The sequence below is a fragment of the Amycolatopsis sp. NPDC024027 genome (assembly GCF_040638975.1).
In the GTDB taxonomy this organism is placed as follows: domain Bacteria; phylum Actinomycetota; class Actinomycetes; order Mycobacteriales; family Pseudonocardiaceae; genus Amycolatopsis.
The window spans coordinates 421,707-444,415 of the sequence record NZ_JBEZYY010000005.1; the positions used below are offsets into that span (position 1 = coordinate 421,707).

Consider the following 22,709-nt stretch of genomic DNA (forward strand, 5'->3'; position numbering starts at 1 on the left):
GTGACAGCGAACACGACCCACCCCTGAACGGCGGCCGCCTCACTCCCCCGTGAGCACCGCCGCCAGCACGGCCGCCTGGCTGATCGAGGGGGAGCCGCTCGCCGTCAGCAGGGTCACCGGGCCGCCTCCGGCCAGCTCGCGCAGCCGGGCCAGGGCCGCCATGCGATCAGGCTCGCGCAGCTCCGCTCGATAACGCTCGGCGAACTCCGCGAACCGCTCGGGGTCGTGGCCGTACCACGTGCGCAGGTCGTCGGAGGGGGCCAGGCCGCGGTACCAGCCGTCGAGGACCAGCGCCGTTCGGGCGGTGCCGCGGGGCCAGCGCCGTTCGACGAGCACGCGGACGCCGTCGGCGGCCCCGGCCGGGTCGGCCAGGCGCGCCACCCGGACGACCGTCGGCTGCATGCGCGCATTCTGCGTCGAGCCGGGTCGGGCCGCCACCGGAGCGCAGCGGTGGTCACTGTCCGCGACCACCGCACGCGGGAGGATGGGCCGGGCGCTCCGCCGGCGGCCGCCGCGCTCGGACCCCGCGCGGGCCGAAGCCGGTCGAAGCCGGTCGAACGCGCCAGGCGGAAGCTGCCCCGGGCAGCAACCCCGGCACGAGCCCCGGAAAAAGGGCCACCACGGCGACCGTGGAGGGGTCGCCGTGGTGGCCCTACCCCCAGCTCGTACCGCCCGTGGAACAACGACAGCCGAATCCGCCGGTTCCCCGGCGGCCGAGCCGGCCGCGGACGTCGTCGGGCGCCTGTCCGCGGCCCCGTCAGGATGGCGAACCGGGGCTGCACGACGCTTGCAGTACGCTTGCACGCCCGGTCACGATCGGGTGAACGCGAGCGGAGGTGACGGGGTGGAGTTCCGCGTCCTCGGCGCCGTCGAGGCGACGGCGGACGGCGCCCCGGTCGATCTCGGCTCCCGCAAGCAGCGCCTGGTCCTCGCCGTCCTGCTCCTCGACGCCGGCCGCCCGGTCGCCCTCGACCGGCTCGTGGACCTGCTCTGGCCCGACGATCCCCCGGCCAGCGCGCGCAACACCGTCCAGGCGCTCGTCTCCCGGCTGCGCGCGGTGTTCCGCGCCGCGGGCGGCCCCGAACTCGTCACCGAAGGGCACGGGTACGTCCTGCGCGCCGACCCGGACACCGTCGACGCCCACCGGTTCACCGCGCTGGCCCGCCGGGCCCGCGCGGCCGGCGACGAGACCGCCGTCGAGCTGTTCGACCAGGCCCTCGCGCTGTGGCGCGGCGACGCCCTGGCCGGCGCCGCGTCCGCCGACGTCGCCGGCATCCTCCTCGCCGGGTTGAACGAAGCCCGGTGGAGCGCGCTGGAAGACCGCATCGACGCGCAGCTGCGGCTCGGCCGGGGCCGGGCCGTGCTCGCCGAGCTGACCACCCTGGTCGCCGCGCACCCGTTCCGGCAGCGGTTCGTCGGTCAGCTCATGCTCGCCCTGCACCGCGAGGGCCGCACCGACGCCGCCCTCGCCGCCTTCCGCGGCCTGCGCGCCCGGCTCGCCACCGAACTCGGGCTCGACCCCTCCCCCGAGCTGACCCGCCTGGAAGCCGCGATCCTCGCCGCCGACCCGGCGCTCGACCCCGCGCCGGAGCCGCCGCCCGAGCCGGTGCGCCCGGCCCAGCTCCCCCACGATGTCCGCGGCTTCACCGGCCGCGCCGCCGAACTGGCCCGCCTCGACGAGCCGGCGGGCCCCGGTGCCGGGGCGGACATCCGCGTGGTCACCGGCACCGCGGGCGTCGGCAAGACCGCGCTCGCCGTCCGCTGGGCGCACCGCGCCCGGGACCGGTTCGCCGACGGCCAGCTCTACCTCGACCTGCGCGGGTTCGACCCGGACCACGAGCCGCTCACCCCGGCCGCCGCGGCCGGGCAGCTGCTGCGGGCGCTGGGCACCGACCCGCGCGCGATCCCGCCGGACCCGGACGGCCGCACGGCGCTGTGGCGCTCCCTGCTGGCCGACCGGCAGGTGCTCGTCCTGCTCGACAACGCCCGCGACAGCGCCCAGGTGACGCCGCTGCTGCCGCCGTCGGGCACGGTCCTGGTCACCAGCCGCCAGCGGCTGGGCGATCTGATCGCCCGCACCGGCGCGCGGGCGGTGCCGCTGGCCGTGCTGCCCGCCGAGGATTCCCGGCAGCTGCTGGAAACCGTGCTCGGGCCGCCCGCGGTCGCCGCCGAGCCGGCCGCGGCGGCGGAGCTGGCCCGGCTGTGCGGGCACCTGCCGCTGGCGCTGCGGCTGGCCGCGGCGAACCTCGGCGCGGGCGAGGTGTCCGGCATCGCCGAGCTGGCGCGGGAACTCGCCGACGGCGATCCCCTCGCCGGGCTGAGCGTCGACGGCGCCGAAGAAAGCGCCGTCACGACGGCGTTCTCCGTGTCGTACCGGGCCCTGCCCGCCGAGCACCGCCTGCTGTTCCGGCGGCTCGCGCTGGTGCCGGGCCAGACGTTCACCGCGCCGGTGGCCGCGCGGCTCGCCGCGGTCGCCGACGGCCGCGCGGGCCAGCAGCTCAAGGCCCTCGCCGCGGCCAACCTCGTCGAACGGCACCTGCCCGGCCGCTACCGCTTCCACGACCTGCTGCGCAGCTACGCGGGCGGGCGCGTCGCGGCGGACGACACCCCCGCCGACGGGGACGCGGCCCGGCGCCGGCTGTTCGACCACTACCTGACGACGGCCGACGCGGCGGGCCGGCTGCTGATCCCGCACTTCCTCCGGCTGCCCCGGCCCGAGCCGGACAAGGCGTTCGACGGCACCGAAGACGCGCTGGCCTGGCTGGACACGGAGTGGCCGAACCTCGCCGCCGCCGTCGAGCACGCGGCGGCGCACGGCCCGCGCGAGTACGCGTGGCACCTGGCCGACGCGCTGCGGGCGTTCTTCCACCACCGCGGCCACCACACGGAGTGGATCGACACGGCCACGACGGCGCTCGCCGCCGCCCAGGCCGGCGGCGACCGGCAGGCGCAGGCGGCGATGCGGCTGTCCATCGCGCTCGCCGGCGTCAACAGCGGCCGCTACGCCGAAGCCCGCGCCCACCTGACGACGATCCTGAACGACGGGCTGGCGGCGGAGTGGCCCACCGGGCGCGCCGCGGCGCTCAACAACCTCAGCGCCGTGCACCAGCGGCTCGGCGACGCGCACGAGGCGATCGCGTGCGGCCTGGAAGCGTTGCGGTTGTGCGAAGAAACGGCGATGCCGGCCATCACGATGGCGCTGGCCAACCTCGGGTTCGCCTGCGGCCAGATCGGCGACTTCGACGCCGCGCTCGGCCACTTCGGCCGCGCGCTGGAGATCGCCGAACGCGACGGCGCGCGGTTCAGCGTGGCCGTGCTGCTGGTCGACCTCGGGCACGTCCACCGCGATCTCGGGAACGCCGACGCGGCCGGCTTCTACGAACGAGCCCTGACGGCCAACCGGGAACTCGGGTACCAGTACGGCGAAGCGGCGGCGCTGTCCGGCCGCGCGGTCATGGAGGCCCGGGCGGGTGACGCCACCCGGGCCCTCGCCGACGCGGCCGACGCGGTGGAACTGACCCGCCGCATCGGCGACCGCGGTACCGAGGCGTCCGCGCTGGCCGCGCTCGGGGAAGCCTGCCTCCGGCTGGATCGCGCGACCGACTCCGTGGCCCATCTGACAGCGGCACTGGACATCGCCCGCGAGACCAGCTTCACGTGGTGCGAAGCCGCGGCGCTGACCGGTCTCGCCGAGGCGGCGCTCGCCGTGGGTGACACCGAAGTGGCCCGCACCCACGGCGAAGCGGCGGTCAAGCTCGCCGCCCAAGCGGGCTACCGGCCGCTGGAAACCCGGGCGGCGCACACCTTGGCGAGTGCGGCCGGCTGAGCGTCAGCAGGTGGCCGGGGCCGAGCACTTGGCGCGGGCCAGGATGGTGCTGAAGTTGTCCTGGCAGGCCGCGCTGATCGCGGGGTTCTCGACCTTGATCAGGATTTCGTCGTTGTCGCGCAGGGCCGCGCCGGAGATGTTGTGCGAGCCGGTGAAGACGAGCGCCGCTTGAGCGTCACGTTCGCTGGGTCGGCCCGGCCGGCTTGAGGATCGGCATCGCGGTGTCGGCCGTCGGTCAGCTGGACCAACCGGCGCGGCGTGCGCGACGCCGCTGCCGGCCGGCGCGAGCAGGAAGAGCCCAAGCTCGCAAGCCGCTGTACAAGATCCGTACACCCGGACGTTGCCGCGCATACCCGGCGAAAGGGGCGTCCGGGCAGCCGGAACCCGACTCTTGGCGGGTTCCGCCCATCCGGACCGCAGAGGACGCTTCTCCTGGCTCCCACAGGCGGAGCCGGGAAAGGACGACCTCCATGAGATCGAGGGTGCTTTCTGCTGCGCTCGGCGTGGCCATCGGCCTGCTGGGCACAGTCGCCGTCGCCGCGCCGGCCGAGGCCGCCGCGGGCTGCGGTGACCAGCTCGTCGGCAACGGCGGGTTCGAGAGCGGCACCACGCCGTGGACCCAGACCAGCGGCGTCATCTCCGCCGCCACCACGGCGGAACCCGCGCACGGCGGGACGATGATCGCCTGGCTGGACGGCACCGGCAGCACGCACACCGACACCCTGTCCCAGTCGCTGACGCTGCCCGCCGGCTGCGCGTCGGCGACGCTTTCGTGGTGGTCGCACATCGACACCAAGGAGACGACGACCAGCACCAAGTACGACAAGCTGGTGGTCCAGGCGGGCACGGACACCCTGGCCAGCTACTCGAACCTCGACAAGAACACCGGCTACGTCCAGCGCACCGTGGACGTCTCCCGCTACCTCGGCCAGACCGTGACGCTGAAGATCACCGGCACCGAGGATTCCAGCCTGGCCACCGACTTCGTCCTCGACGACATCTCGCTGACCACGACCGGGACGAGCAACCCGCAGTCGCCGGTCGTCACCTCGCCGGGCACCCAAACCGGCGCCGTCGGCCAGGCCGCGTCCCTCCAGATCCAGGCGAGCGACCCGCAGGGCGACACGCTGACCTACAGCGCCACCGGCCTGCCCGCGGGCCTGACGATCGGCGCGAGCACGGGCAAGATCACCGGCACCCCGACCACCGCCGGGACTTCTTCGGTGACCGTGACGGCGCAGGACCCGGCCGGCAACAGCGGCAGCGCCACCTTCACCTGGACGATCTCGGCCGCCCCCGCCGACTCGACGCGCACGCCGATCAACCCCGCCTACACGGTGAACCTGACTTCGAACACCGCCGGCGACACCTGGACCGGGCACCAGAGCGTCGGCTTCACCAACGGCTCGGCGACCGCGCTGCCCGAGGTGTACCTGCGGCTCTGGGACAACTACCACGGCAGCTGCCCGACGACACCGATCACCGTCACGAACGTCACCGGCGGCACGCCGTCCGCGCTGAGCGTGAACTGCACGGCCATGAAGATCACGCTGCCCACGCCGCTGGCCCAGGGCCAGTCCGCGACCATCGGGTTCGACCTGAAGATCGTCGTGCCCAGCGGCGCCGACCGGTTCGGCCACGACGGCGCGTACAACATGATCGGCAACGCGCTGCCGGTGCTCGCCGTCCGCGACGGCGCGGGCTGGCACCTCGACCCGTACACGAACAACGGCGAGTCGTTCTACACGGTGATCAGCGACTTCGACGTCACGCTCGTGCACCCGGCGGCGCTGCTGACCCCGGCCACCGGCACCTCGACCGAGACGACCAGCGGCACCACGACCACCACGCACGCCGTGGCTCCGAAGGTGCGGGACTTCGCCTGGGGCGCCGGGCCCTTCGCGAAGATCAGCACGACGTCCGGCAAGGGCGTGCGGGTCAACGTCTACTCGGTCAGCGGGATTTCCACCAGCAGCGCCAACCAGATGCTGAGCCTGGCCGCCGACTCCATCGACGTCCACTCGGGCCGCTTCGGCGACTACCCGTACGGCGAAGCGGACGTGGTGCTGGACAACAACTTCTGGTTCGGCGGCATGGAGTACCCGGGCTTCGTGATGGACCTCGTGTCCACCACGGCGCTCCCCCACGAGCTGGCGCACCAGTGGTTCTACGGGATCGTCGGCGACGACGAGTACAACTCGCCGTGGCTCGACGAGAGCTTCACCGACTACGCCACCGACCTCTACCGCGGCATCACCGGCAGCGGCTGCGGCATCACGTGGCAGTCGAGCGCGGAGAAGCTGACCAATTCGATGGCCTACTGGGACGCGCATTCGTCCCGGTACTCCACGGTGGTCTACAACTACGGCAAGTGCACCCTGCACGACCTGCGGCGGCTGATCGGCGACACGGCGATGGCGAACCTGCTGAAGTCCTACGCCCAGTCGCACTGGTACGGCGTGTCGACCACGGCCGAGTTCAAGGCCGCGGCGCAGGCGGCGGCCGGGTCGACCGACCTGACGTCGTTCTGGGCTTCGCACCGCGTGGAGGGCTGAAACCGGTTGGAGTTCCCCGTCCGCTTCCGCCACTGTGGGGAGGTGGACGGGGAACGGCTCTTTTGCGACACCGCTCTGGCCGAGCGCATCGAACGCGCGGAGGCACGGTTCGTCGCCGCGTGCAGTGCTGCCGCCCGGGTGCGGCTCGGGGACGACCTCGGCTTCACCCGCCCGCTCGCCGGGGGTGTCGCCAGCTTCGCCGAGGCGGACTCGCCGTTCAACAAGGTCGCCGGCCTCGGCTTCGCCGGCCTGCCCGAAGACCTCGACGAGGTCGAAGAGGCCTTCGCCGAGCTGGGCGCGCCGGTGCAGGTCGAGCTGTGCCACCTGGCCGATCCCGCCGTCGGGACGTTCCTGACCGCGCGCGGCTACCGGCTGGAGTCGTACGAGAACGTGCTCGGCCGCCGCCTCGGCGGCCCGGTGGAAGCCGCCGACGGCGAGGTCCGGCTGTGCCGGGAGGACGAGCTGGAATCCTGGCTGGCCGCCATCGCCGGCGCCTCCATGGTCACCGACACCGAAGGCCTGCCTTCCCACGAAGACTTCACCCCCGAGATCATCGTGAACGCACTGCGGGACATGGCCGGGGTCCGGCGGTACACCGCGGAACGGAACGGCGAGTTCGCCGGCGGCGCGAGCTTCCGGGTCACCGACGGGATCGCGCAGTTCGCCGGCGCCGCGACCATGCCCGCCCACCGCCGTCACGGCGTCCAGACGGCCCTGCTGCGCACCCGGCTCGCCGCGGCCACCGCGGCGGGGTGCGACGTCGCCATCGTCACCACGCTCCCGGGGTCGAAGTCGCAGCAGAACGCCCAGCGGCAGGGGTTCGACCTGCTCTACGCCCGGGCGATCCTGGTGAAGGGCACCTCCGCGACGAGCTCCTCCGGCGCCGACAGCCGCCAGGCTTCGTAGAGGAGCTCAGCGAGTTCGTCGCCGTCGACGCCGTCGAGGTACACGACCACCCAGCCGAAGCCGCCGGCGGTGAACTGCACCTCGAACACGTCCGGCCGTTCCGAGACCAGGGCTAGCTGCTCGGACACCGTCTGCTTGAGACCGACGGTCCGCGTCCGCGGCCAGAAGTAACCGAACCGCTTGCCGCGCACGCTGAACGAGGAGTAGTCGCGCGCCTCCGAGCGCTGGACCTCCGCCAGCTTGCCGAGCAGCTGTTCGAGTTCCCGGACCTGGACCGTCACCGTCGTCCCCCTGTTCTCCGGCGCCCACCGTAGCGCGCCGGTACCGTGCGGAACATGACCGAGTCCGGAGACGGCCGCGAGGTGGTGGTCAAGCGGGGCCACGCGCCCGGCGCGACGGCGGCCGAAGTGGCGGGCCTGCGCTGGCTGGCCGCGGCGGGCACGGTCCCGATACCCGCCGTGCGCAGCCACGACCGGGACCGGCTGGTGATCGACCGCGTCCCCGCCGGCCGCCCGTCGGCCTCCGCGGCGGAACGTTTCGGCCGCGGGCTGGCCGGTTTGCACGCCGCGGGCGCCCCGGCGTTCGGGGCACCGCCGCCGGACGGACCCGCGGAGGCGTGGATCGGCCGGGCACCGATGGCCAACGTGCCGTCGGACGACTGGGCGTCCTGGTACGCGGCCGACCGCGTGCTGCCCTACGTCCGGCTGGCGGTGGACGCGGGCACGTTCGGCCCGTCCGAAGCGGCGCTGTTCGAACGGGCCTGCACGCGCATCCCGGCCTCGGCCGAGCCGCCCGCGCGGCTGCACGGCGACCTCTGGAACGGCAACGTCCTGTGGGACGGACGCGAGGCGTGGCTGATCGACCCGGCCGCCCACGGCGGGCACCGCGAGACGGACCTGGCCATGCTGCACCTGTTCGGCTGCCCGCACCTCGAGCGCGTCGTCGCGGCTTACGAAGAGGCAACGCCACTGGCGGACGGCTGGCGCGACCGGATCGGGCTGCACCAGCTGTTCCCGCTGCTGGTGCACACCGTCCTGTTCGGACAGTCATACGCCGGCCGGGCGGTGACGGCGGCCCGCTCGTTCTAGCAGTGGTCGAGCATGGTTTCCAGTGCCTTCTTCTCCGGCACGGTGATCGTCAGGCCGTAGTTGCGCTTCACGACGATCCAGTCGGTGGCGTAGACGCACCAGAACGACACCAGCGGCGGCTTCCACGCGTCCGGGGCCTTGTCGCTCTTCTGTTCGTTGAGGTTGTCCGTGACCGCCCTCAGCTGCGGGCGGACGAGGTCGTTCGCGAACTCCTCGCGCCGTTCCCGCGTCCAGCTCTTGGCGCCGCTGATCCAGGCCTGCCCGAGCGGCACCATGTGGTCGATGTCCACATCGGACGCCTTGTGCCAGGTCTCGCCGTCGTACGGGCTGACCCAGGTACCCGACTTCGCGGCGCACTGCGCATCGGTCTGGACGTCCTGGCCGTCGCGCTTGAGCACCTGCTCGCGGACGTCGCAGTTCGCGTCGACCTTGTCCCAGTGCGGGAACTCGTCGCGGCTGTAGCCGTCCATGGTGCCGCGCACGGCGATCTGCAGCGCCCCGAGCTCGTTGCGCGCCTCGGCGGGCGCGATCGGCGGGGCGGCGACCGTCCCGGGCGCTTGGGTCATGGGTCCGCCGGAGGCGAGTTCGTCGGCGAGCTTGCAGCCGGTGACCGACGAACCCACGAGGACGGCGAGAAGGACAAGCGCTCGGGTGCGCGGCATCGTGAACCCCTTTCACGTCTACCGGGAGGTGCCCAGCCGACGCGCCGGGGAAACGGTGCAGATGGCGTAGCTGACGCGAAATAACCGTGGCAGATCTAGGAGCCGTGAAAGACCTGGTTGACGAACACGGCGGCCACCACCCCGGCGGTGACGAGCACGACCAGCACGAAGAGCAGGCCCCACGGGACTTGCCGGATCGGCCGCTGGCGCGGGAAGACGAGCCCCCGCCCGGTCGGGGTCCACGGGATGGGGTCGTCCTCGGCCGCCGGCGGCGGTGATGGTGGCGGCGGCGGTTCCGGCAGCACCGGGATCACGGCCGGCAGTTCCGGCAGCCGGTCGAGCACCGGAAGCCGCGCCGGGAACCCGTCGGCGATCAGGGCCGCCCGGGGCGGGGCGAGGTGGGCGAGGGAAAGGGCATAGCAGGCGTCGAGGACGTCATCGGCCGACCAGACGGTCCGCCACCGGTTGTGCTGCGCGATGATCCGCCGCAGGCCACGGCGATCGGCGAGGACCACGGCGACACCGGGCACCGGCGGCGGGTCGGGCCAGTGCACTGCCGGCGCGCCGGTCCGGAGACCTTGCTGCGCACGGGTTGCTTCGGCCGACGGCTGCCGGTCGCCCGCCCCGTTCTGCCGTGGGCCCGGGTCGGGTTCGCGTGCATGCCGGGTCACGTCGTGCTCGCTCGGCTCCGGAACCGCCACCGGCCCGCTCAACCGCAGGCCTGCCACCGGCCGACTCCCCGGCGAGCCATCCGCCGGCTCGAGTCCGCGCGGATGCCGGGCCGGCTGCGGGTCGCTTGCGGGTGAGACCGGAACCGACCCAGCCTCCGGGGAGCCATCCCCCGGCCCGCCCGCCTCCGGGCCACTCGCCTGCGGACGCCCCACCGGCACGTCCCCCACCGGACTACTCGGCGCCCGCCCGGTTCGCGCTTCCACCGGCGGGACCACCGCGACCAGACCAGTCACGTGCCGCCCGCCTTCGTGGCCGGCGAGGGCGCCCCTCGCCGCCGCCACTGCCGCTCCCGTTCGGTCGCCCGGGCCCGGCCAGGACACCGGGCCCGGCTCGTGGGCCGCTATCACCACCACTCCGCACCTCGTGAACACCAGCGCGTCCACGGAGCGGAGACCGAGGCGGGTCGGCAGCGTGATGCCCGCCAGTGCCAGCCCCGTCAGGTGCTCCGGGCCCGGCCCCCACGATCGCAGCAACGCCACCACGTGCTCCGCCGCCGGTAGGAGCGGCCGGTCTTCACCGGTTCGCTGGAGGGCCACGAGCACGCCGGTCACACCTCCCACGAAGGAACCGCGAGCAGTCCCTCGACGGTAGGAGGAAGACCCGCCGCCACCCAGCAGCCGAACGAGTGGTCGATCACCACCGTGCGTAACGGCGTGCCACCGGAAGCGTTGATCCCTCCGGGAAGTGGGGCGTTCCGGCTACGGTCGCGGGGTGTTGCGGAGGTTGGCCCGCGCCAGGTCGACCATCTTGCCGACGCCGCCGTTGAGCACCGTCTTCGTCGCACCCAGCGCGAACCCGCGCACCATGTCGCCGGTGATCCGCGGCGGGATCGACAGCGCGTTCGGGTCGGTCACCACCTCGACCACCGCCGGGCCGGGGTGGCCGAACGCCTTCTCCAGCGCGCCGCGCACGTCGGCCGGGTCCTCTACGCGCTCGGAGAACACGCCGCAGGCCGCCGCGATCGCCGCGAAGTTCACCGGGGCGTGGTCGGTGCCGAAGTCCGGGAGGCCGTCGACCAGCATCTCCAGCTTCACCATGCCCAGCGTGGCGTTGTTGAACACCACGACCTTCACCGGCACGTCGTACGCCGGCAGCGTCAGCAGGTCGCCCATCAGCATCGCGAGCCCACCGTCGCCCGACAGCGACACGACCTGCCGCCCCGGCTGGGAGAGCTGGGCGCCGATCGCGTGCGGCAGCGCGTTCGCCATGCTGCCGTGCCGGAACGAACCCAGCACGCGGCGGCGGCCGTTCGGCGTCAGGTACCGCGCGGCCCAGACGTTGCCCATGCCCGTGTCGACGGTGAACACCGCGTCATCGGCGGCGACCTCGTCGAGCACCGAGGCGACGTACTCCGGGTGGATCGGGCGGCGGTGCTCGATCTTCGTCGTGTACGCGCCGACGACCTTCTCCAGCTTCCGCACGTGCTCGCGCAGCATCCGGTCGAGGAATCCGCGTTCGGTGCGGGGCCGCAGCAGCGGGAGCAGCGCGCGCAACGTCTCGCGCACGTCGCCGTGCACGGCGAGGTCCAGCGGCGTGCGCCGGCCGAGGCGCGAGGCGTCGTGGTCGAGCTGGATCGTCCGGGCCTGCGGGAGGAAGTTGTCGTACGGGAAGTCCGTGCCCAGCAGCACGATCCGGTCGGCCTCGTGCATCGCGTCGTAGCAGGCGCCGTAGCCCAGCAGGCCGCTCATGCCTACGTCGAACGGGTTGTCGTACTGGATCCACTCCTTGCCGCCGAGCGAGTGCCCGACCGGCGCGGCGAGCTTTTCCGCCAGCGCCATCACTTCGTCGTGCGCGCCGCGCACGCCCGCGCCGGCGAACAGCATCACCTTCTCGCCGGAGTTCAGCAGGTCCGCCAGCTCCCGCACGGTCTCCGGAGAAGGCACGGCGGGTGACGGCGTCACCAGCGGGAGGCGCTCGGTGAGCGGGCCGGTGGCCTTGCGGTCGGCGAGGTCGCCCGGGATGGTCAGCACCGCGACGCCGCCCTTGCCGACGGCGGCCTGGGTGGCGATCCGGAGCAGCCGCGGCAGCTGGGCCGGGTCCGCCACGACCTCGCTGAAGTGGCTGCACTCGGCGAAGAGCCGGTCCGGGTGGGTCTCCTGGAAGAACCCGGTGCCGATCTGGTTCGACGGGATGTGCGACGCGATCGCCAGCACCGGCGCGCCCGAACGGTGGGCGTCGAACAGGCCGTTGATCAGGTGCAGGTTGCCCGGGCCGCAGCTGCCCGCGCAGACGGCGAGCTTGCCGGTGACCTGCGCCTCGGCCGCGGCGGCGAACGCGGCGGTCTCCTCGTGGCGGACGTGCACCCACTCGATGCCGTCGGTGCGGCGGACCGCGTCGACGATCGGGTTCAGGCTGTCCCCGACGATGCCGTAGATGCGCTCGACCCCCGCGTCGCGCAGGGTCCTGACCAGTTGTTCTGCCACGGTAGCCATACCTCCAGCCTGGCCCCGGATGATCGATGCGTCCAATGCCTGATTGGCTGAAAATCCATACACTGGGGACATGGACGTCCAGACGCTGCGGCTCTTCCAGGCGGTCGCGGCCGGCGCCACCGTCACGGAGACCGCCGCGCGGGCGCACCTCACCCAGCCCGCGCTGTCGCGGGCCCTCCGGCGGCTCGAGCACGACGCCGGCGCCGAGCTCTTCCGGCGGTCCGGGCGGGTGCTGCGGCTGACGCCGGCCGGGCACGCCTTCAAGCGGCACGTCGACCTCGCGCTCGACCAGCTCGACCAGGGCCTGCGGGAGGTCGGCGAGATCGTCGCGCCGGACACCGGCGTCGTCCCGCTGGCGTTCCTGCACACCTTCGGCACCTGGCTCGTCCCCGCAGTGCTGAGCGGCTTCCTGCGCGAGCACCCCGGCACCCGGTTCGAACTGCGGCAGCACGGCGAAGCCGGGCTCGAGGCGGAGCTGCTCGACGGCACCGCCGACCTCGTCATCACCAGCGGCGACCCCGGGCACCTCCAGCTGCACTGGTCCCGGCTGCTCGTCGAGCCGCTGCGGCTGGCCGTGCCACCGCACCACCGGCTCGCCGGGCATCCCCGGGTCCGCCTCGCCGACGTCGCGGACGAGACGTTCATCCTCCTGCGGCCCGGTTACGCCCTGCGGGAGACGACCGAGCAGCTGTGCGCCGAGGCCGGGTTCGCCCCGCGCATCGGGTTCGAAGGCGACGAAGTCGAGACACTGCGCGGGCTCGTCACCGCCGGGCTCGGCGTGTCCGTGCTTCCGTTGCCGCACACGGCGGCGTTCCCGGCACCGCACCTGGAACTGACCGATGTGGACGCTGCGCGCGACATCGGGCTCGCCTGGGCGGCCGGGCGGAACCTCCCGCCGCCCAGCGAAACCTTCCGCCGGCACGTCCTCGCCACCGTGCCCGCCGCGTTCGAACGTCCACAAGGGACGGTGTGAGAAGTACCGTACGCGCCCGCGAAATCGCGGCCGGTGTGCGAGGGTGGAGGCATGGTCGCCGCGCTGAGATCCTTCCTGCTGCCCTGGACCTCCGTCACCCCGGTGCTCGGCATCCTCGTGCTGGCGCTCGCCTGGGGCCGCGACCTCGGCCCGGTCTTCGTGGCCGTCGTCGCCGTCGCGCTGGGGGCGACCGTGCTGGCCGCGGTGCACCACGCGGAGGTCGTCGCCCACCGCGTCGGGGAACCGTTCGGCTCGCTGGTACTCGCGGTGGCGGTCACCGTCATCGAGGTCGCGCTGATCGTCACGATGATGGTTTCCGGCGGTCCGGAGGCCGGTTCACTCGCGCGGGACACGGTGTTCGCCGCCGTCATGATCACGACCAACGGCATCGTCGGCATCTCGCTGCTGGTCGGCGCCCGCCGCTACGGCTCGACGCTGTTCAACTCCGAAGGCAGCGGCGCGGCGCTGGCGACGGTCGCGACGCTGGCCACGCTGAGCCTGGTGCTCCCGGCGTTCACCACCAGCACGCCCGGACCGGCGTTCTCCCCCACGCAGCTGACTTTCGCGGCACTGGCGTCACTGGTGCTGTACGGGACGTTCGTGCTGACGCAGACGGTGCGCCACCGCGACTTCTTCCTCCCGGTGGCGGCCGACGGCGCGGTCAAGGAGGACGACCACGCCGACCCGCCGTCGAACCGGGCGGCGCTGGGCAGCCTGGCGCTGCTGCTGGTGGCGCTGGTCGCGGTGGTCGGGCTGGCGAAGGTGGAGTCGCCGGCGATCGAAGCCGGGGTGCGCGCCGCCGGGTTCCCGCAGTCGTTCGTCGGCGTGGTGATCGCGCTGCTCGTCCTGCTGCCGGAGACGCTCGCGGCCACGCGCGCGGCCCAGCGCGACCGGATGCAGATCAGCCTCAACCTCGCGTACGGCTCCGCGATCGCGAGCATCGGCCTGACGATCCCGGCGATCGCGCTGGCGTCGCTGTGGCTGCCGGGCCGGCTGCTGCTCGGCCTGGGCTCGACGCAGATCGTGCTGCTCGCGCTCACGGTGGTGGTGAGCGTCCTGACGGTGGTCCCCGGTCGCGCGACCCGCCTCCAGGGCGGCGTGCACCTGGTGCTGCTGGCGGGCTTCCTGGTCCTGGCCATCAACCCCTGACCTCGCCGCGCGCAGTGAATGACTCATTCCTGTCGTCGGATGTCAGGAATGAGTCATTCACTGCGTTCGGGCGGGCTCAGTCGCGATGACCTCGATGCCGACCACGCAGGTGTCGTCGTCCGTGTCCGCCGTGCTGTAGGTCAGCAGCCGGTCCAGCTGGTGTTCGAGGCCGCCGTCGTGGCCGTCGACCAGGGTCACCAGGCGGGACACCGAGTCCTGGACCGGGCGGTCGCGGCGCTCGATCAGGCCGTCGGTGTAGATCAGCAGGATGTCGCCCTCGGCGAGCTGAACCTCTTCCTCCTGGTAGACGACGTCGCGGACCGCGCCGAGGAGGGAGCCGCGGATCAGGGGCAACGTCGTCGCCGTGCCGTCGCGGTGGCGGACGATCGGGGGCAGGTGCCCGGCCCGCGCCCAGCGCAGCTTCCGGTGCGCCGGGTCGTAGACCGCCGCGACCGCCGTGGCCGTGACGTGGTCCGTGAGGTGGTAGGCCACCAGGTTCAGCCACGTCAGCAGCTGGGCCGGCCCGGCGCCGGTCGCCGCGAGGCCACGCAGGGCGTTGCGCAGGCTCACCATCCCGGTCGCCGCGTCGATGCCGTGGCCGGCGACGTCGCCGACGCACAGCAGGACCTCGCCGGTCGGCAAGGCGACCGCGTCGTACCAGTCGCCGCCGACCAGGTGCTCCTTCTCCGCCGGCCGATAACGGACCGCCGCGCGCAGGCCCGGCATGTCGATCGGGCCCTTGGCCGGCGGCATGATCGCGTGCTGCAGCTGCAGCGCGAGCCGGTTGCGCTCGATCGCCTCCTGCTCGGTCTCGGCCAGCCTGTCCCGCGTCGCGGCCAGCGCCACCTCGGTCCAGTGCTGCGACGAGACGTCCTGGTAGGCGCCGCGGACCGCGACCAGCTCACCGCGGGCGTCGACGACCGGCTCGGCGACCACCCGGATGTGCCGGGCGACGCCGTCGGAGCGCTGCAGCCGGAACGCCGTCGACGACGGCCGCTTGTGGTGCAGCACCGCCCGCAGGAACCGGCCGATCGCCTGCGCGTCGTCGGGGTGCGCGTGCGCGGCCAGTTCGTGCAGCGACAGCGGTGTCGCGTTCGGCGGGAGGCCGTACAGCGAGAACAGCTCGGTGTTCCAGGTGATCACCCCGGTGACGACGTTCTCCTCGAAGCCCCCGATGCGGCCGAGCCGCTGCGCGTGCTGCAGCAGCACGGCGAGCTTCGCCGCGTCGTCCTGGATGCGCAGGATCAGCAGCACGTTCCCGGCGAAGCGCGTCACGCTGACGTCGGTGAGCACGGTCAGCGGCACCTGGTCGACCAGGGTGGTGATCGCCATGCTGTCGGCCCGGAACGGCTCGCCGGTCGCGTAGACGCGCTGGATCTTGTCGAGCAGGCCGCTCTCCTCGGCCGCCATCGGGTACGCCTCCAGCAGCCGCGTGCCGACGATCCGGCTGCGCGGCCGGCCACCCGGGTCCGCGAACCGGACGTTCGCGTGGTGGATGCGGAAGTCGCTAAGCCGGTTGCCGCCGTCGACGCACGGCGACAGCAGCACCGCCGGGTCGTGCAGGCCGTCGATGAAGTCGACCAGCTCGCCGAGGAAGTCGCCGGAGCCGCCCGCGGCCACCGGCGCGACCACGCCGTCCCAGGTGTCGAGCGTGTGCGCGCACAGCTCGGCCAAGGCCTCCAGCTGACGGAGCTGGCGTCCCGGCTCCGCGGGCAGCGGCTCCGGCCAGCACATCTCGACGACGCCGATGATCCGGCCGCCGGTGCCGGTCGGCACCGTCACCCGGCCGCCGCCGGAGAGCGTGTGCTGCCCGATCGAGGGCAGCCCGCCGCCCGAAAGCGTGGGGAACCAGACGGTGTCGCGCTCGAGCAGCGCGCTGCGCGCGGGCGTCGCCACGCCGGGCGGGACGTAGCACCAGCGCGCCGCTTCCTCGGCGGAGAAGCCGGCCGAACCGGCCAGCGTCAGCGAGCCGTCCGGCCCGGCGAGCCACACCGCGACGGCGGTCGCGCCGAGCGGCCGCAGCGCGTGCTCCAGAATGGACTCCGCGACGCGCTGGGTGTCCCCGGCCGCGAGCACGCCGCTCTCGGCGGTCCGCAGCCGCACCGCGACGGACTCTTCGCCTTCGGCCCGGGCCAGGAACTCCTGCGTCACCTCGGTGATGCGGTCCTCGGCCGCCTCGCCGACGACCTCCGCGGCGAACTCCAGCGGCGTCAGCCCGGAACGCTCGGCCAGCGACTCGAGCTGCTTCGCCGCGTCCGGCGGCGTGCAGTGCAGGCGTTCCATCAGGACGCCCTTGGCCAGCTCGATCAACCCGCGGCCGTCCGCGACGGCGTGCGCGTGGTCGACCTCGCCGCGCAGGCGGGCGACGGTGTCGGCGAGCCGGGCGAGGTTGGCCGACACCTCGGCCGGCGAGGGCAGCACGGGTACGGCCTGGTCTTCGGCGGGCAACCGCTCTTCGCCGATCACGCCGTCACGTGCCGCTTGATGCGGGCGATCAGGTCGTCCGCATCGACCGGTTTCGTGACGTAGTCGGTCGCGCCCGAGGCGAGGCTCTTCTCCCGGTCGCCCGGCATCGCCTTGGCCGTCACGGCGACGATCGGGATGCCGGCGTGCTCGGGCATCGCCCGGATCTTCGCCGTCGCGGTGTAGCCGTCCATCTCCGGCATCATCACGTCCATCAGGATCAGGTCGATACCGGCGTGCGACGCGACCGTCTCGACGCCCTTGCGACCGTCCTCCGCGTGCAGCACGTGCATGCCGTGCAGTTCCAGGATCCCGGTCAGCGCGTAGACGTTGCGCGGGTCGTCGTCGACGATCAGCACCGTCCGCCCGGCCAGGGTGGTGTCGACGTCGGCCGCCCGCACCGGCGCGGCCGGCTCGTCCGGGCGGACCAGCGGCAGCACCGCGCCGGGCTCCTCGGCCGAGAGGTGCAGCGCGATCCGCTCGCGCAGCTCGTCGAGCCCGGACAGCACCTCCAGCGACTGCACGTCCGCGCGGGACTGCACCAGCTGTTCGAGCTCGCTGTCGAGCCGGCGGCTGTTGTGCGCGAGCACCGGCACCAGCCGGAGCGCGCTGTCGCCCTGCATCGCGTCGAGGAACGTGAACGCGGTCCGGTCGGGCAGGTCCAGGTCGAGCACCACGCAGTGGTAGGCGTCGGTGGCCAGCGCGGCCGCGGCCTCCTGGGTGCCGACCGCCGTGACCACTTCGACGTCGGCGGGCGAGAGGCCGATGTCCCGGCTGTCGGCCAGGTCCGCCGCCGCGCTTTCGGCGACGAGCGTCAGCAGCCCGTGCTGGCGCTCCTCGACGACCAGCAGCCGCCGGTACGCCCGCGGGCCCGAGGACGCGACGGCCGTCCCGGAATCGGTCGTGACGAGGGCGGTACCGGGGTGCTCACCCGCCGGCAGCGGCGCGAAGTCCGGCCGCGCGACCGGCAGCGAGAAGGTGAACGTGCTGCCCTCGCCCAGCGTGCTTTCGGCGGTGATGACGCCGCCGAGCAGCTGCGCGATCTCGCGGCTGATCGACAGGCCGAGCCCGGTGCCGCCGTACTTGCGGCTGGTCGTGCCGTCGGCCTGCTGGAACGCGCCGAAGATCGATTCGAGCTGGTGCTCGGCGATCCCGATGCCGGTGTCGGTGACCCGAAACGCGACGGCGGGCCCGTGCACGCGCAGCGGCCGGGGCAGCCGGTCGGGGTCCACCGGCTCGATGTGCAGCTCGATCCCGCCGACCTCGGTGAACTTGACCGCGTTGGACAGCAGGTTGCGCAGCACCTGCCGCAGCCGGGAGTCGTCGGTGAGCAGCTCGACGGGCGAGCCGGGCGCCACGGTGATCCGGAAGTCCAGGTTGCGCTGCGAGGTCATCGGCCGGAACGTCGCCTCGACGTAGTCGATGAGCTGGCGCAGCGACACCTGCTCCGGGGTGACGTCCATCTTCCCGGCCTCGACCTTCGACAGGTCGAGGATGTCGTTGATCAGCTGCAGCAGGTCCGAACCCGCGGAGTGGATGATGCCCGCGTACTCGACCTGCTTGGCGGTGAGGTTGCGGGTCGGGTTCTGCGCGAGCAGCTGGGCGAGGATCAGCAGGCTGTTGAGCGGGGTGCGCAGCTCGTGGCTCATGTTGGCCAGGAACTCCGACTTGTACTTCGACGCGATCGTCAGCTGCTGGGCACGCGCCTCCAGCTCTTGGCGCGCCTGCTCGATCTCGAGGTTCTTCGTCTCGATGTCGCGGTTCTGCGTGACGAGCAGCGCCGCCTTCTCCTCCAGCTCGGCGTTCGACGACTGGAGCTCTTCCTGCCGCGCCTGCAGCTCCTCGGAACGGGTCTGCAGCTCGGCGGTCAGCCGCTGCGACTCGCCGAGCAGCTCGTCGGTGCGGGCGTTGGCGACGATGCTGTTGACGTTGACGCCGATCTGCTCCATCAGCAGCTCGAGGAACGCCCGGTGCACCGTCGTGAAGCCGTGCACCGACGCCAGCTCGAGCACGCCGAGGACCTGGTCCTCGACCACGATCGGCAGCACGATGAGGCTGGCCGGGGTGGTGCTCCCGAGGCCGGAGGAGATGGTGGCGTAGCCGGGCGGAACGTCGTCGACGGCGATCGCGCGGCGGCTGCGGGCCGCCTGCCCGACCAGCGACTGGCCGACCCGGAAGCGGGCCACCGGGCCGTCCCCGTCGTCCGGGTGGCCGTACGCGCCCACCAGCCGCAGTTCCGGGACCTCGGCGGTGTCGTCGGCCAGGTAGAAGGCCCCGTACTGGGCGTTGACCAGCGGGACGAGCTCGTCCATCACCGCGGCCGCGACGACGGCGAGGTCGCGGCGGCCCTGCATCAGGCCGGTGATCGTGGCCAGGTTGGACTTCAGCCAGTCCTGCTCCTGGTTCGCCCGCGTCGTCTCGCGCAGCGACTCCACCATCGAGTTGATGTTGTCCTTCAGCTCGGCGACCTCGCCGGAGGCGTCGACGGTGATCGAGCGGGTCAGGTCGCCCTCGGCGACCGCGCTGGTGACCTCGGCGATCGCGCGGACCTGGCGGGTGAGGTTCCCGGCCAGCTCGTTGACGTTCTCCGTCAGCCGCTTCCACGTGCCCGAGACGCCTTCGACCTCGGCCTGGCCGCCGAGGCGGCCTTCGCTGCCGACCTCGCGCGCCACGCGCGTGACCTCCGCGGCGAACGCCGAGAGCTGGTCGACCATCGTGTTGATCGTGGTCTTGAGCTCGAGGATCTCGCCGCGGGCGTCGACGTCGATCTTGCGGGTCAGGTCGCCCTGCGCGACGGCGGTGGTCACCTGGGCGATGTTGCGGACCTGCCCGGTGAGGTTGTTCGCCATCGAGTTGACGTTGTCGGTGAGGTCCTTCCACGTGCCGGCCACGTTCGGCACGCGCGCCTGGCCGCCGAGCATGCCCTCGGTGCCCACCTCGCGCGCCACCCGGGTGACCTCGTCCGCGAACGCCGAAAGCGTGTCGACCATCGTGTTGATGACGTCGGCCAGGGCCGCGACCTCGCCCTTGGCCTCGACGGTGATCTTGCCCGACAGGTCGCCGCGGGCGACGGCCGTGGCGACCTGCGCGATCGAGCGGACCTGGCCGGTCAGGTTGGACGCCATGACGTTGACGTTGTCGGTGAGGTTCTTCCACGTCCCGGACACGCCGCGGACGGTGGCCTGGCCGCCGAGGTTGCCCTCGGTGCCCACCTCGCGCGCCACCCGGGTGACCTCGTCCGCGAACGCGGACAGCTGATCCACCATCGTGTTGATGGTGTCCTTCAGCTCGAGGATCTCGCCGCGGGCGTCGACGCGGATCTTCTGGGACAGGTCGCCGCGGGCGACCGCGGTGGTGACCTGCGCGATCGAGCGGACCTGCGCGGTGAGGTTGTCGGCCATGACGTTGACCGACTCGGTGAGGTCCTTCCAGGTGCCCGAGACACCCTTGACGTCGGCCTGGCCGCCCAGCCGGCCCTCGGTGCCCACCTCGCGCGCCACCCGGGTGACCTCGTCCGCGAACGCGGACAGCTGATCCACCATCGTGTTCAGCGTGTCCTTGAGCTCCAGGACCTCGCCGCGGGCGGTGACGTTGATCTTCTGCGAGAGATCGCCGCTCGCCACCGCGGTGGCGACCTGGGCGATGTTGCGGACCTGGTCGGTCAGGTTGCCCGCCATGAAGTTCACCGAGTCGGTGAGGTCCCGCCAGGTGCCCGAGACGCCCTTGACGTCGGCCTGGCCGCCCAGCCGGCCTTCGGTGCCGACTTCCCGGGCCACGCGGGTGACCTCGTCGGCGAAGGACGACAGCTGGTCGACCATCGTGTTGATGGTGTTCTTGAGTTCGAGGATTTCACCGCGGGCGTCGACGGTGATCTTCTGCGAGAGATCGCCCTTCGCGACCGCCGTCGTGACCTGGGCGATGTTGCGGACCTGGTCGGTCAGGTTGCCCGCCATGAAGTTCACCGAGTCGGTGAGGTCCCGCCAGACGCCGCCGACGCCGGGCACCTGCGCCTGGCCGCCGAGGCGGCCTTCGCTGCCCACCTCGCGCGCCACCCGGGTGACTTCGTCCGCGAACGACGACAGCTGGTCCACCATCGTGTTGACGGTGTCCTTCAGTTCGAGGATCTCGCCGCGGGCGTCGACGTCGATCTTCTGCGACAGGTCACCCTTCGCGACCGCGGTCGCCACCTGGGCGATGTCGCGGACCTGGGTGGTCAGGTTGCCGGCCATGGCGTTCACCGAGTCGGTGAGGTCCTTCCACGTGCCGGACACGCCGGGGACCTTCGCCTGCCCGCCCAGCTGCCCCTCGCTGCCGACCTCGCGGGCGACGCGGGTGACCTCGGAGGTGAACAGCGAAAGCTGGTCGGCCATGCCGTTGAACACCGTGGCGATCTCGCCGAGCAGGCCGTCGGCCCCGCCCGGCAGCCGGATGCCGAAGTCGCCGTCGCGGACGGCGGTCAAGCCGGCCAGCAGGCGGCGCAGCTCCTGCTCCCCCGCCTCACCCACGCCCGAAGCGTCCGCCCCCGCCCCCGGGCGCACACCGTCGACCATTGCCCCGCTCATCCGTCACCCGTTTCGTCGTTCGCAGCGCCACGGCGCCGTCCGCTGTGCACACCGGATGGCTCAGCATAGTGCAGCTGCACTAAGCTGAGGGGCAACGGTTGAGCAACCAGCCGCGCCCGTGTCCACGCGCGCTCCCCCGGCGGTGCTCGAGAGCCTTTCCTTCTCTCCCAGGCCATCCGGCCACATTGACCCGTTCGGCTGAATGGCGGTACGGGCCGCGTCGACGCACACTCCAGGGCGTCGCGAGGCTTCGTCGCGCCCCGCTCCTGTGTCCTGAGTGGACACTCCACAGTGACACTCCACTGTGGAGCTTCGACGTCAGAGCCAATCCTTTTTCTTGAACAACGCGTACAACCCCACCGAGAGCACCACCAAGGCGGCCGTCGAGGTCCAGAACCCGCTCGGCGCGCCATTGCCCGGGTACGGCACGTTCTGGCCGTAGAACCCGGTCACCGCGGTGGGCACCGCGATCACCGCGGCCCAGCCGGTGACCTTCTTCATGATCAGGTTCAGCCGGTTGCCTTGCAGGTTCAGTTGGGTCTCCCGGAGCGTCGCGATCAGCTCCCGCATGGCCTCGGTCTGCTCGGCCGCCTGGCGGGCGTGGTCGTGGACGTCCTCGAAGTACGGGCGGGTCAGCTCGTCGGCCAGCCGCAGGTCCGGCCGCATCAGGGCGCTGATCACCTCCCGCATCGGCAGCACCACGCGGCGCAGCGTGGTGAGGCTCTTGCGCAGCCGGAACGAGCGGTGCTGCAGTTCCGAAGCGTCCGGGCGGTCGGCGAAGACCAGGTCCTCCAGGGCTTCGACTTCGTCGTCCAGCGCCTGCACGGCCTCGTACTGCCCGTCGACGACGTGGTCGAGCAGGCCGTGCAGCAGGAAGGACACGCCGGACTCCGCCAGCCGGAGGTTCTCATCCCACCGGCGCACGACGGGCTCGATGTCGAAGCCGTCGTCCTTGCGCACGGTCACCAGCGCCCGCGGCGTGACGAACGCGCCGAGCTCGGCGGTGGTGACCCGGCCGCTGCCCGCGTCGAACCGCACCGCGTAGGCGGACAGGAAGGTGTGGCCGTCGTAGCGGTCGAGCTTCGGCCGCTGGTGTTCGGACACCGCGTCCTCGACGGCGAGCCGGTGCAGGCCGAGTTCGTCGGCGAGCCGGATCAGATCCGCTTCGGTCGGCTCGCAGAGGTCGACCCACACCGTGGTGCCCGGCTCGGCCAGGAACTCCGACACGTCCTCGACGGGGAAGTCTTCCTTCTGCAGCGCGCCGTCGCGGTACACCCGGGTTCTGGTCATCCTCCCGGATACCCGGCGCCGCGGCGGCTCACACGAGGGCAGGAGCGTCCAAGCCTTCCCCTGCGGCGCAA

Annotated in this window: 15 protein-coding genes; 6 read left to right on the forward strand and 9 right to left on the reverse strand. The window is 72.6% G+C overall.

All coding sequences use genetic code 11. The features are described from left to right. Positions 1 to 39 precede the first annotated feature (39 nt). Positions 40 to 402 carry a DUF488 family protein gene (locus AB0F52_RS16275; RefSeq protein WP_360170646.1) on the reverse strand — a complete coding sequence of 121 codons (363 nt, stop codon included), beginning with the start codon at positions 400 to 402 and terminating at the stop codon, positions 40 to 42. A gap of 442 nt (positions 403 to 844) precedes the next feature. Here AB0F52_RS16275 and AB0F52_RS16280 point away from each other — a divergent pair, with 442 nt between their 5' ends. After that, positions 845 to 3,826, forward strand: a complete 2,982-nt coding sequence (locus tag AB0F52_RS16280; protein ID WP_360170649.1) for a BTAD domain-containing putative transcriptional regulator — start codon at positions 845 to 847, stop codon at positions 3,824 to 3,826. Positions 3,827 to 3,829: 3 nt separating this feature from the next. On the opposite strand, the gene AB0F52_RS16285 is transcribed toward AB0F52_RS16280, so the two are convergent. Then, positions 3,830 to 4,177, reverse strand: coding sequence for a hypothetical protein (locus AB0F52_RS16285; protein ID WP_360170652.1), 348 nt, complete (start codon positions 4,175 to 4,177; stop codon positions 3,830 to 3,832). A gap of 131 nt (positions 4,178 to 4,308) precedes the next feature. On the opposite strand from AB0F52_RS16285, the gene AB0F52_RS16290 reads away from it, so the two are divergent. After that, positions 4,309 to 6,381, forward strand: coding sequence for a putative Ig domain-containing protein (locus tag AB0F52_RS16290; RefSeq protein WP_360170810.1), 2,073 nt, complete (start codon positions 4,309 to 4,311; stop codon positions 6,379 to 6,381). A gap of 42 nt (positions 6,382 to 6,423) precedes the next feature. Further along, positions 6,424 to 7,287, forward strand: coding sequence for a GNAT family N-acetyltransferase (locus tag AB0F52_RS16295; protein ID WP_360170655.1), 864 nt, complete (start codon positions 6,424 to 6,426; stop codon positions 7,285 to 7,287). Here the strand turns inward: AB0F52_RS16295 and AB0F52_RS16300 are convergent. Continuing rightward, positions 7,212 to 7,568: an MmcQ/YjbR family DNA-binding protein gene (locus AB0F52_RS16300; protein ID WP_360170658.1), complete on the reverse strand. Its 357-nt coding sequence runs from the start codon at positions 7,566 to 7,568 to the stop codon at positions 7,212 to 7,214. The two genes, AB0F52_RS16295 and AB0F52_RS16300, sit on opposite strands and share 76 nt — an antisense overlap. Before the next feature lie 54 nt (positions 7,569 to 7,622). On the opposite strand from AB0F52_RS16300, the gene AB0F52_RS16305 reads away from it, so the two are divergent. Continuing rightward, positions 7,623 to 8,375 carry a fructosamine kinase family protein gene (locus AB0F52_RS16305; protein WP_360170661.1) on the forward strand — a complete coding sequence of 251 codons (753 nt, stop codon included), beginning with the start codon at positions 7,623 to 7,625 and terminating at the stop codon, positions 8,373 to 8,375. On the opposite strand, the gene AB0F52_RS16310 is transcribed toward AB0F52_RS16305, so the two are convergent. From AB0F52_RS16310 to AB0F52_RS16320, 3 genes are all read right to left on the reverse strand, one after another. Further along, on the reverse strand, positions 8,372 to 9,037 hold the full coding sequence (locus AB0F52_RS16310; protein WP_360170664.1) for an HNH endonuclease family protein: 666 nt from the start codon (positions 9,035 to 9,037) through the stop codon (positions 8,372 to 8,374). The two genes, AB0F52_RS16305 and AB0F52_RS16310, sit on opposite strands and share 4 nt — an antisense overlap. A 95-nt stretch (positions 9,038 to 9,132) precedes the next feature. Beyond that, positions 9,133 to 9,765, reverse strand: a complete 633-nt coding sequence (locus tag AB0F52_RS16315; RefSeq protein WP_360170667.1) for a hypothetical protein — start codon at positions 9,763 to 9,765, stop codon at positions 9,133 to 9,135. 702 nt (positions 9,766 to 10,467) lie between these two features. Next, complete coding sequence (locus AB0F52_RS16320; RefSeq protein WP_360170670.1) at positions 10,468 to 12,201, reverse strand: pyruvate dehydrogenase; 1,734 nt, start codon at positions 12,199 to 12,201, stop codon at positions 10,468 to 10,470. A 70-nt stretch (positions 12,202 to 12,271) separates the two neighbouring features. On the opposite strand from AB0F52_RS16320, the gene AB0F52_RS16325 reads away from it, so the two are divergent. Both AB0F52_RS16325 and AB0F52_RS16330 read left to right on the forward strand, forming a co-directional pair. Then, positions 12,272 to 13,174: a LysR family transcriptional regulator gene (locus AB0F52_RS16325; RefSeq protein WP_360170673.1), complete on the forward strand. Its 903-nt coding sequence runs from the start codon at positions 12,272 to 12,274 to the stop codon at positions 13,172 to 13,174. Positions 13,175 to 13,225: 51 nt separating this feature from the next. After that, a complete protein-coding gene (locus AB0F52_RS16330) occupies positions 13,226 to 14,323 on the forward strand; it encodes an ionic transporter y4hA (RefSeq protein WP_360170676.1) in 1,098 nt (365 codons plus the stop codon). A gap of 57 nt (positions 14,324 to 14,380) precedes the next feature. Here the strand turns inward: AB0F52_RS16330 and AB0F52_RS16335 are convergent, their stop codons facing one another. From AB0F52_RS16335 to AB0F52_RS16345, 3 genes are all read right to left on the reverse strand, one after another. Next, positions 14,381 to 16,789 carry a SpoIIE family protein phosphatase gene (locus tag AB0F52_RS16335; RefSeq protein WP_360170679.1) on the reverse strand — a complete coding sequence of 803 codons (2,409 nt, stop codon included), beginning with the start codon at positions 16,787 to 16,789 and terminating at the stop codon, positions 14,381 to 14,383. Beyond that, entirely contained in the window at positions 16,786 to 21,336 is a 4,551-nt protein-coding gene (locus tag AB0F52_RS16340) for a HAMP domain-containing protein (RefSeq protein WP_360170813.1), read from the reverse strand. The genes AB0F52_RS16335 and AB0F52_RS16340 overlap by 4 nt, the downstream gene beginning before the upstream one ends. Before the next feature lie 330 nt (positions 21,337 to 21,666). Then, complete coding sequence (locus AB0F52_RS16345; RefSeq protein ID WP_360170682.1) at positions 21,667 to 22,638, reverse strand: magnesium transporter CorA family protein; 972 nt, start codon at positions 22,636 to 22,638, stop codon at positions 21,667 to 21,669. Positions 22,639 to 22,709: the final 71 nt, after the last annotated feature.

Bases quoted from the DNA above. Each gene is read 5' to 3' on its own strand.
- AB0F52_RS16275 (WP_360170646.1), bottom strand. From the start codon at position 402: ATGCAGCCGACGGTCGTCCGGGTGGCGCGCCTGGCCGACCCGGCCGGG.
- AB0F52_RS16285 (WP_360170652.1), bottom strand. From the start codon at position 4,177: ATGCGCGGCAACGTCCGGGTGTACGGATCTTGTACAGCGGCTTGCGAG.
- AB0F52_RS16305 (WP_360170661.1), top strand. From the start codon at position 7,623: ATGACCGAGTCCGGAGACGGCCGCGAGGTGGTGGTCAAGCGGGGCCAC.
- AB0F52_RS16310 (WP_360170664.1), bottom strand. From the start codon at position 9,037: ATGCCGCGCACCCGAGCGCTTGTCCTTCTCGCCGTCCTCGTGGGTTCG.
- AB0F52_RS16320 (WP_360170670.1), bottom strand. From the start codon at position 12,201: ATGGCTACCGTGGCAGAACAACTGGTCAGGACCCTGCGCGACGCGGGG.
- AB0F52_RS16325 (WP_360170673.1), top strand. From the start codon at position 12,272: ATGGACGTCCAGACGCTGCGGCTCTTCCAGGCGGTCGCGGCCGGCGCC.
- AB0F52_RS16330 (WP_360170676.1), top strand. From the start codon at position 13,226: ATGGTCGCCGCGCTGAGATCCTTCCTGCTGCCCTGGACCTCCGTCACC.
- AB0F52_RS16340 (WP_360170813.1), bottom strand. From the start codon at position 21,336: ATGGTCGACGGTGTGCGCCCGGGGGCGGGGGCGGACGCTTCGGGCGTG.
- AB0F52_RS16345 (WP_360170682.1), bottom strand. From the start codon at position 22,638: ATGACCAGAACCCGGGTGTACCGCGACGGCGCGCTGCAGAAGGAAGAC.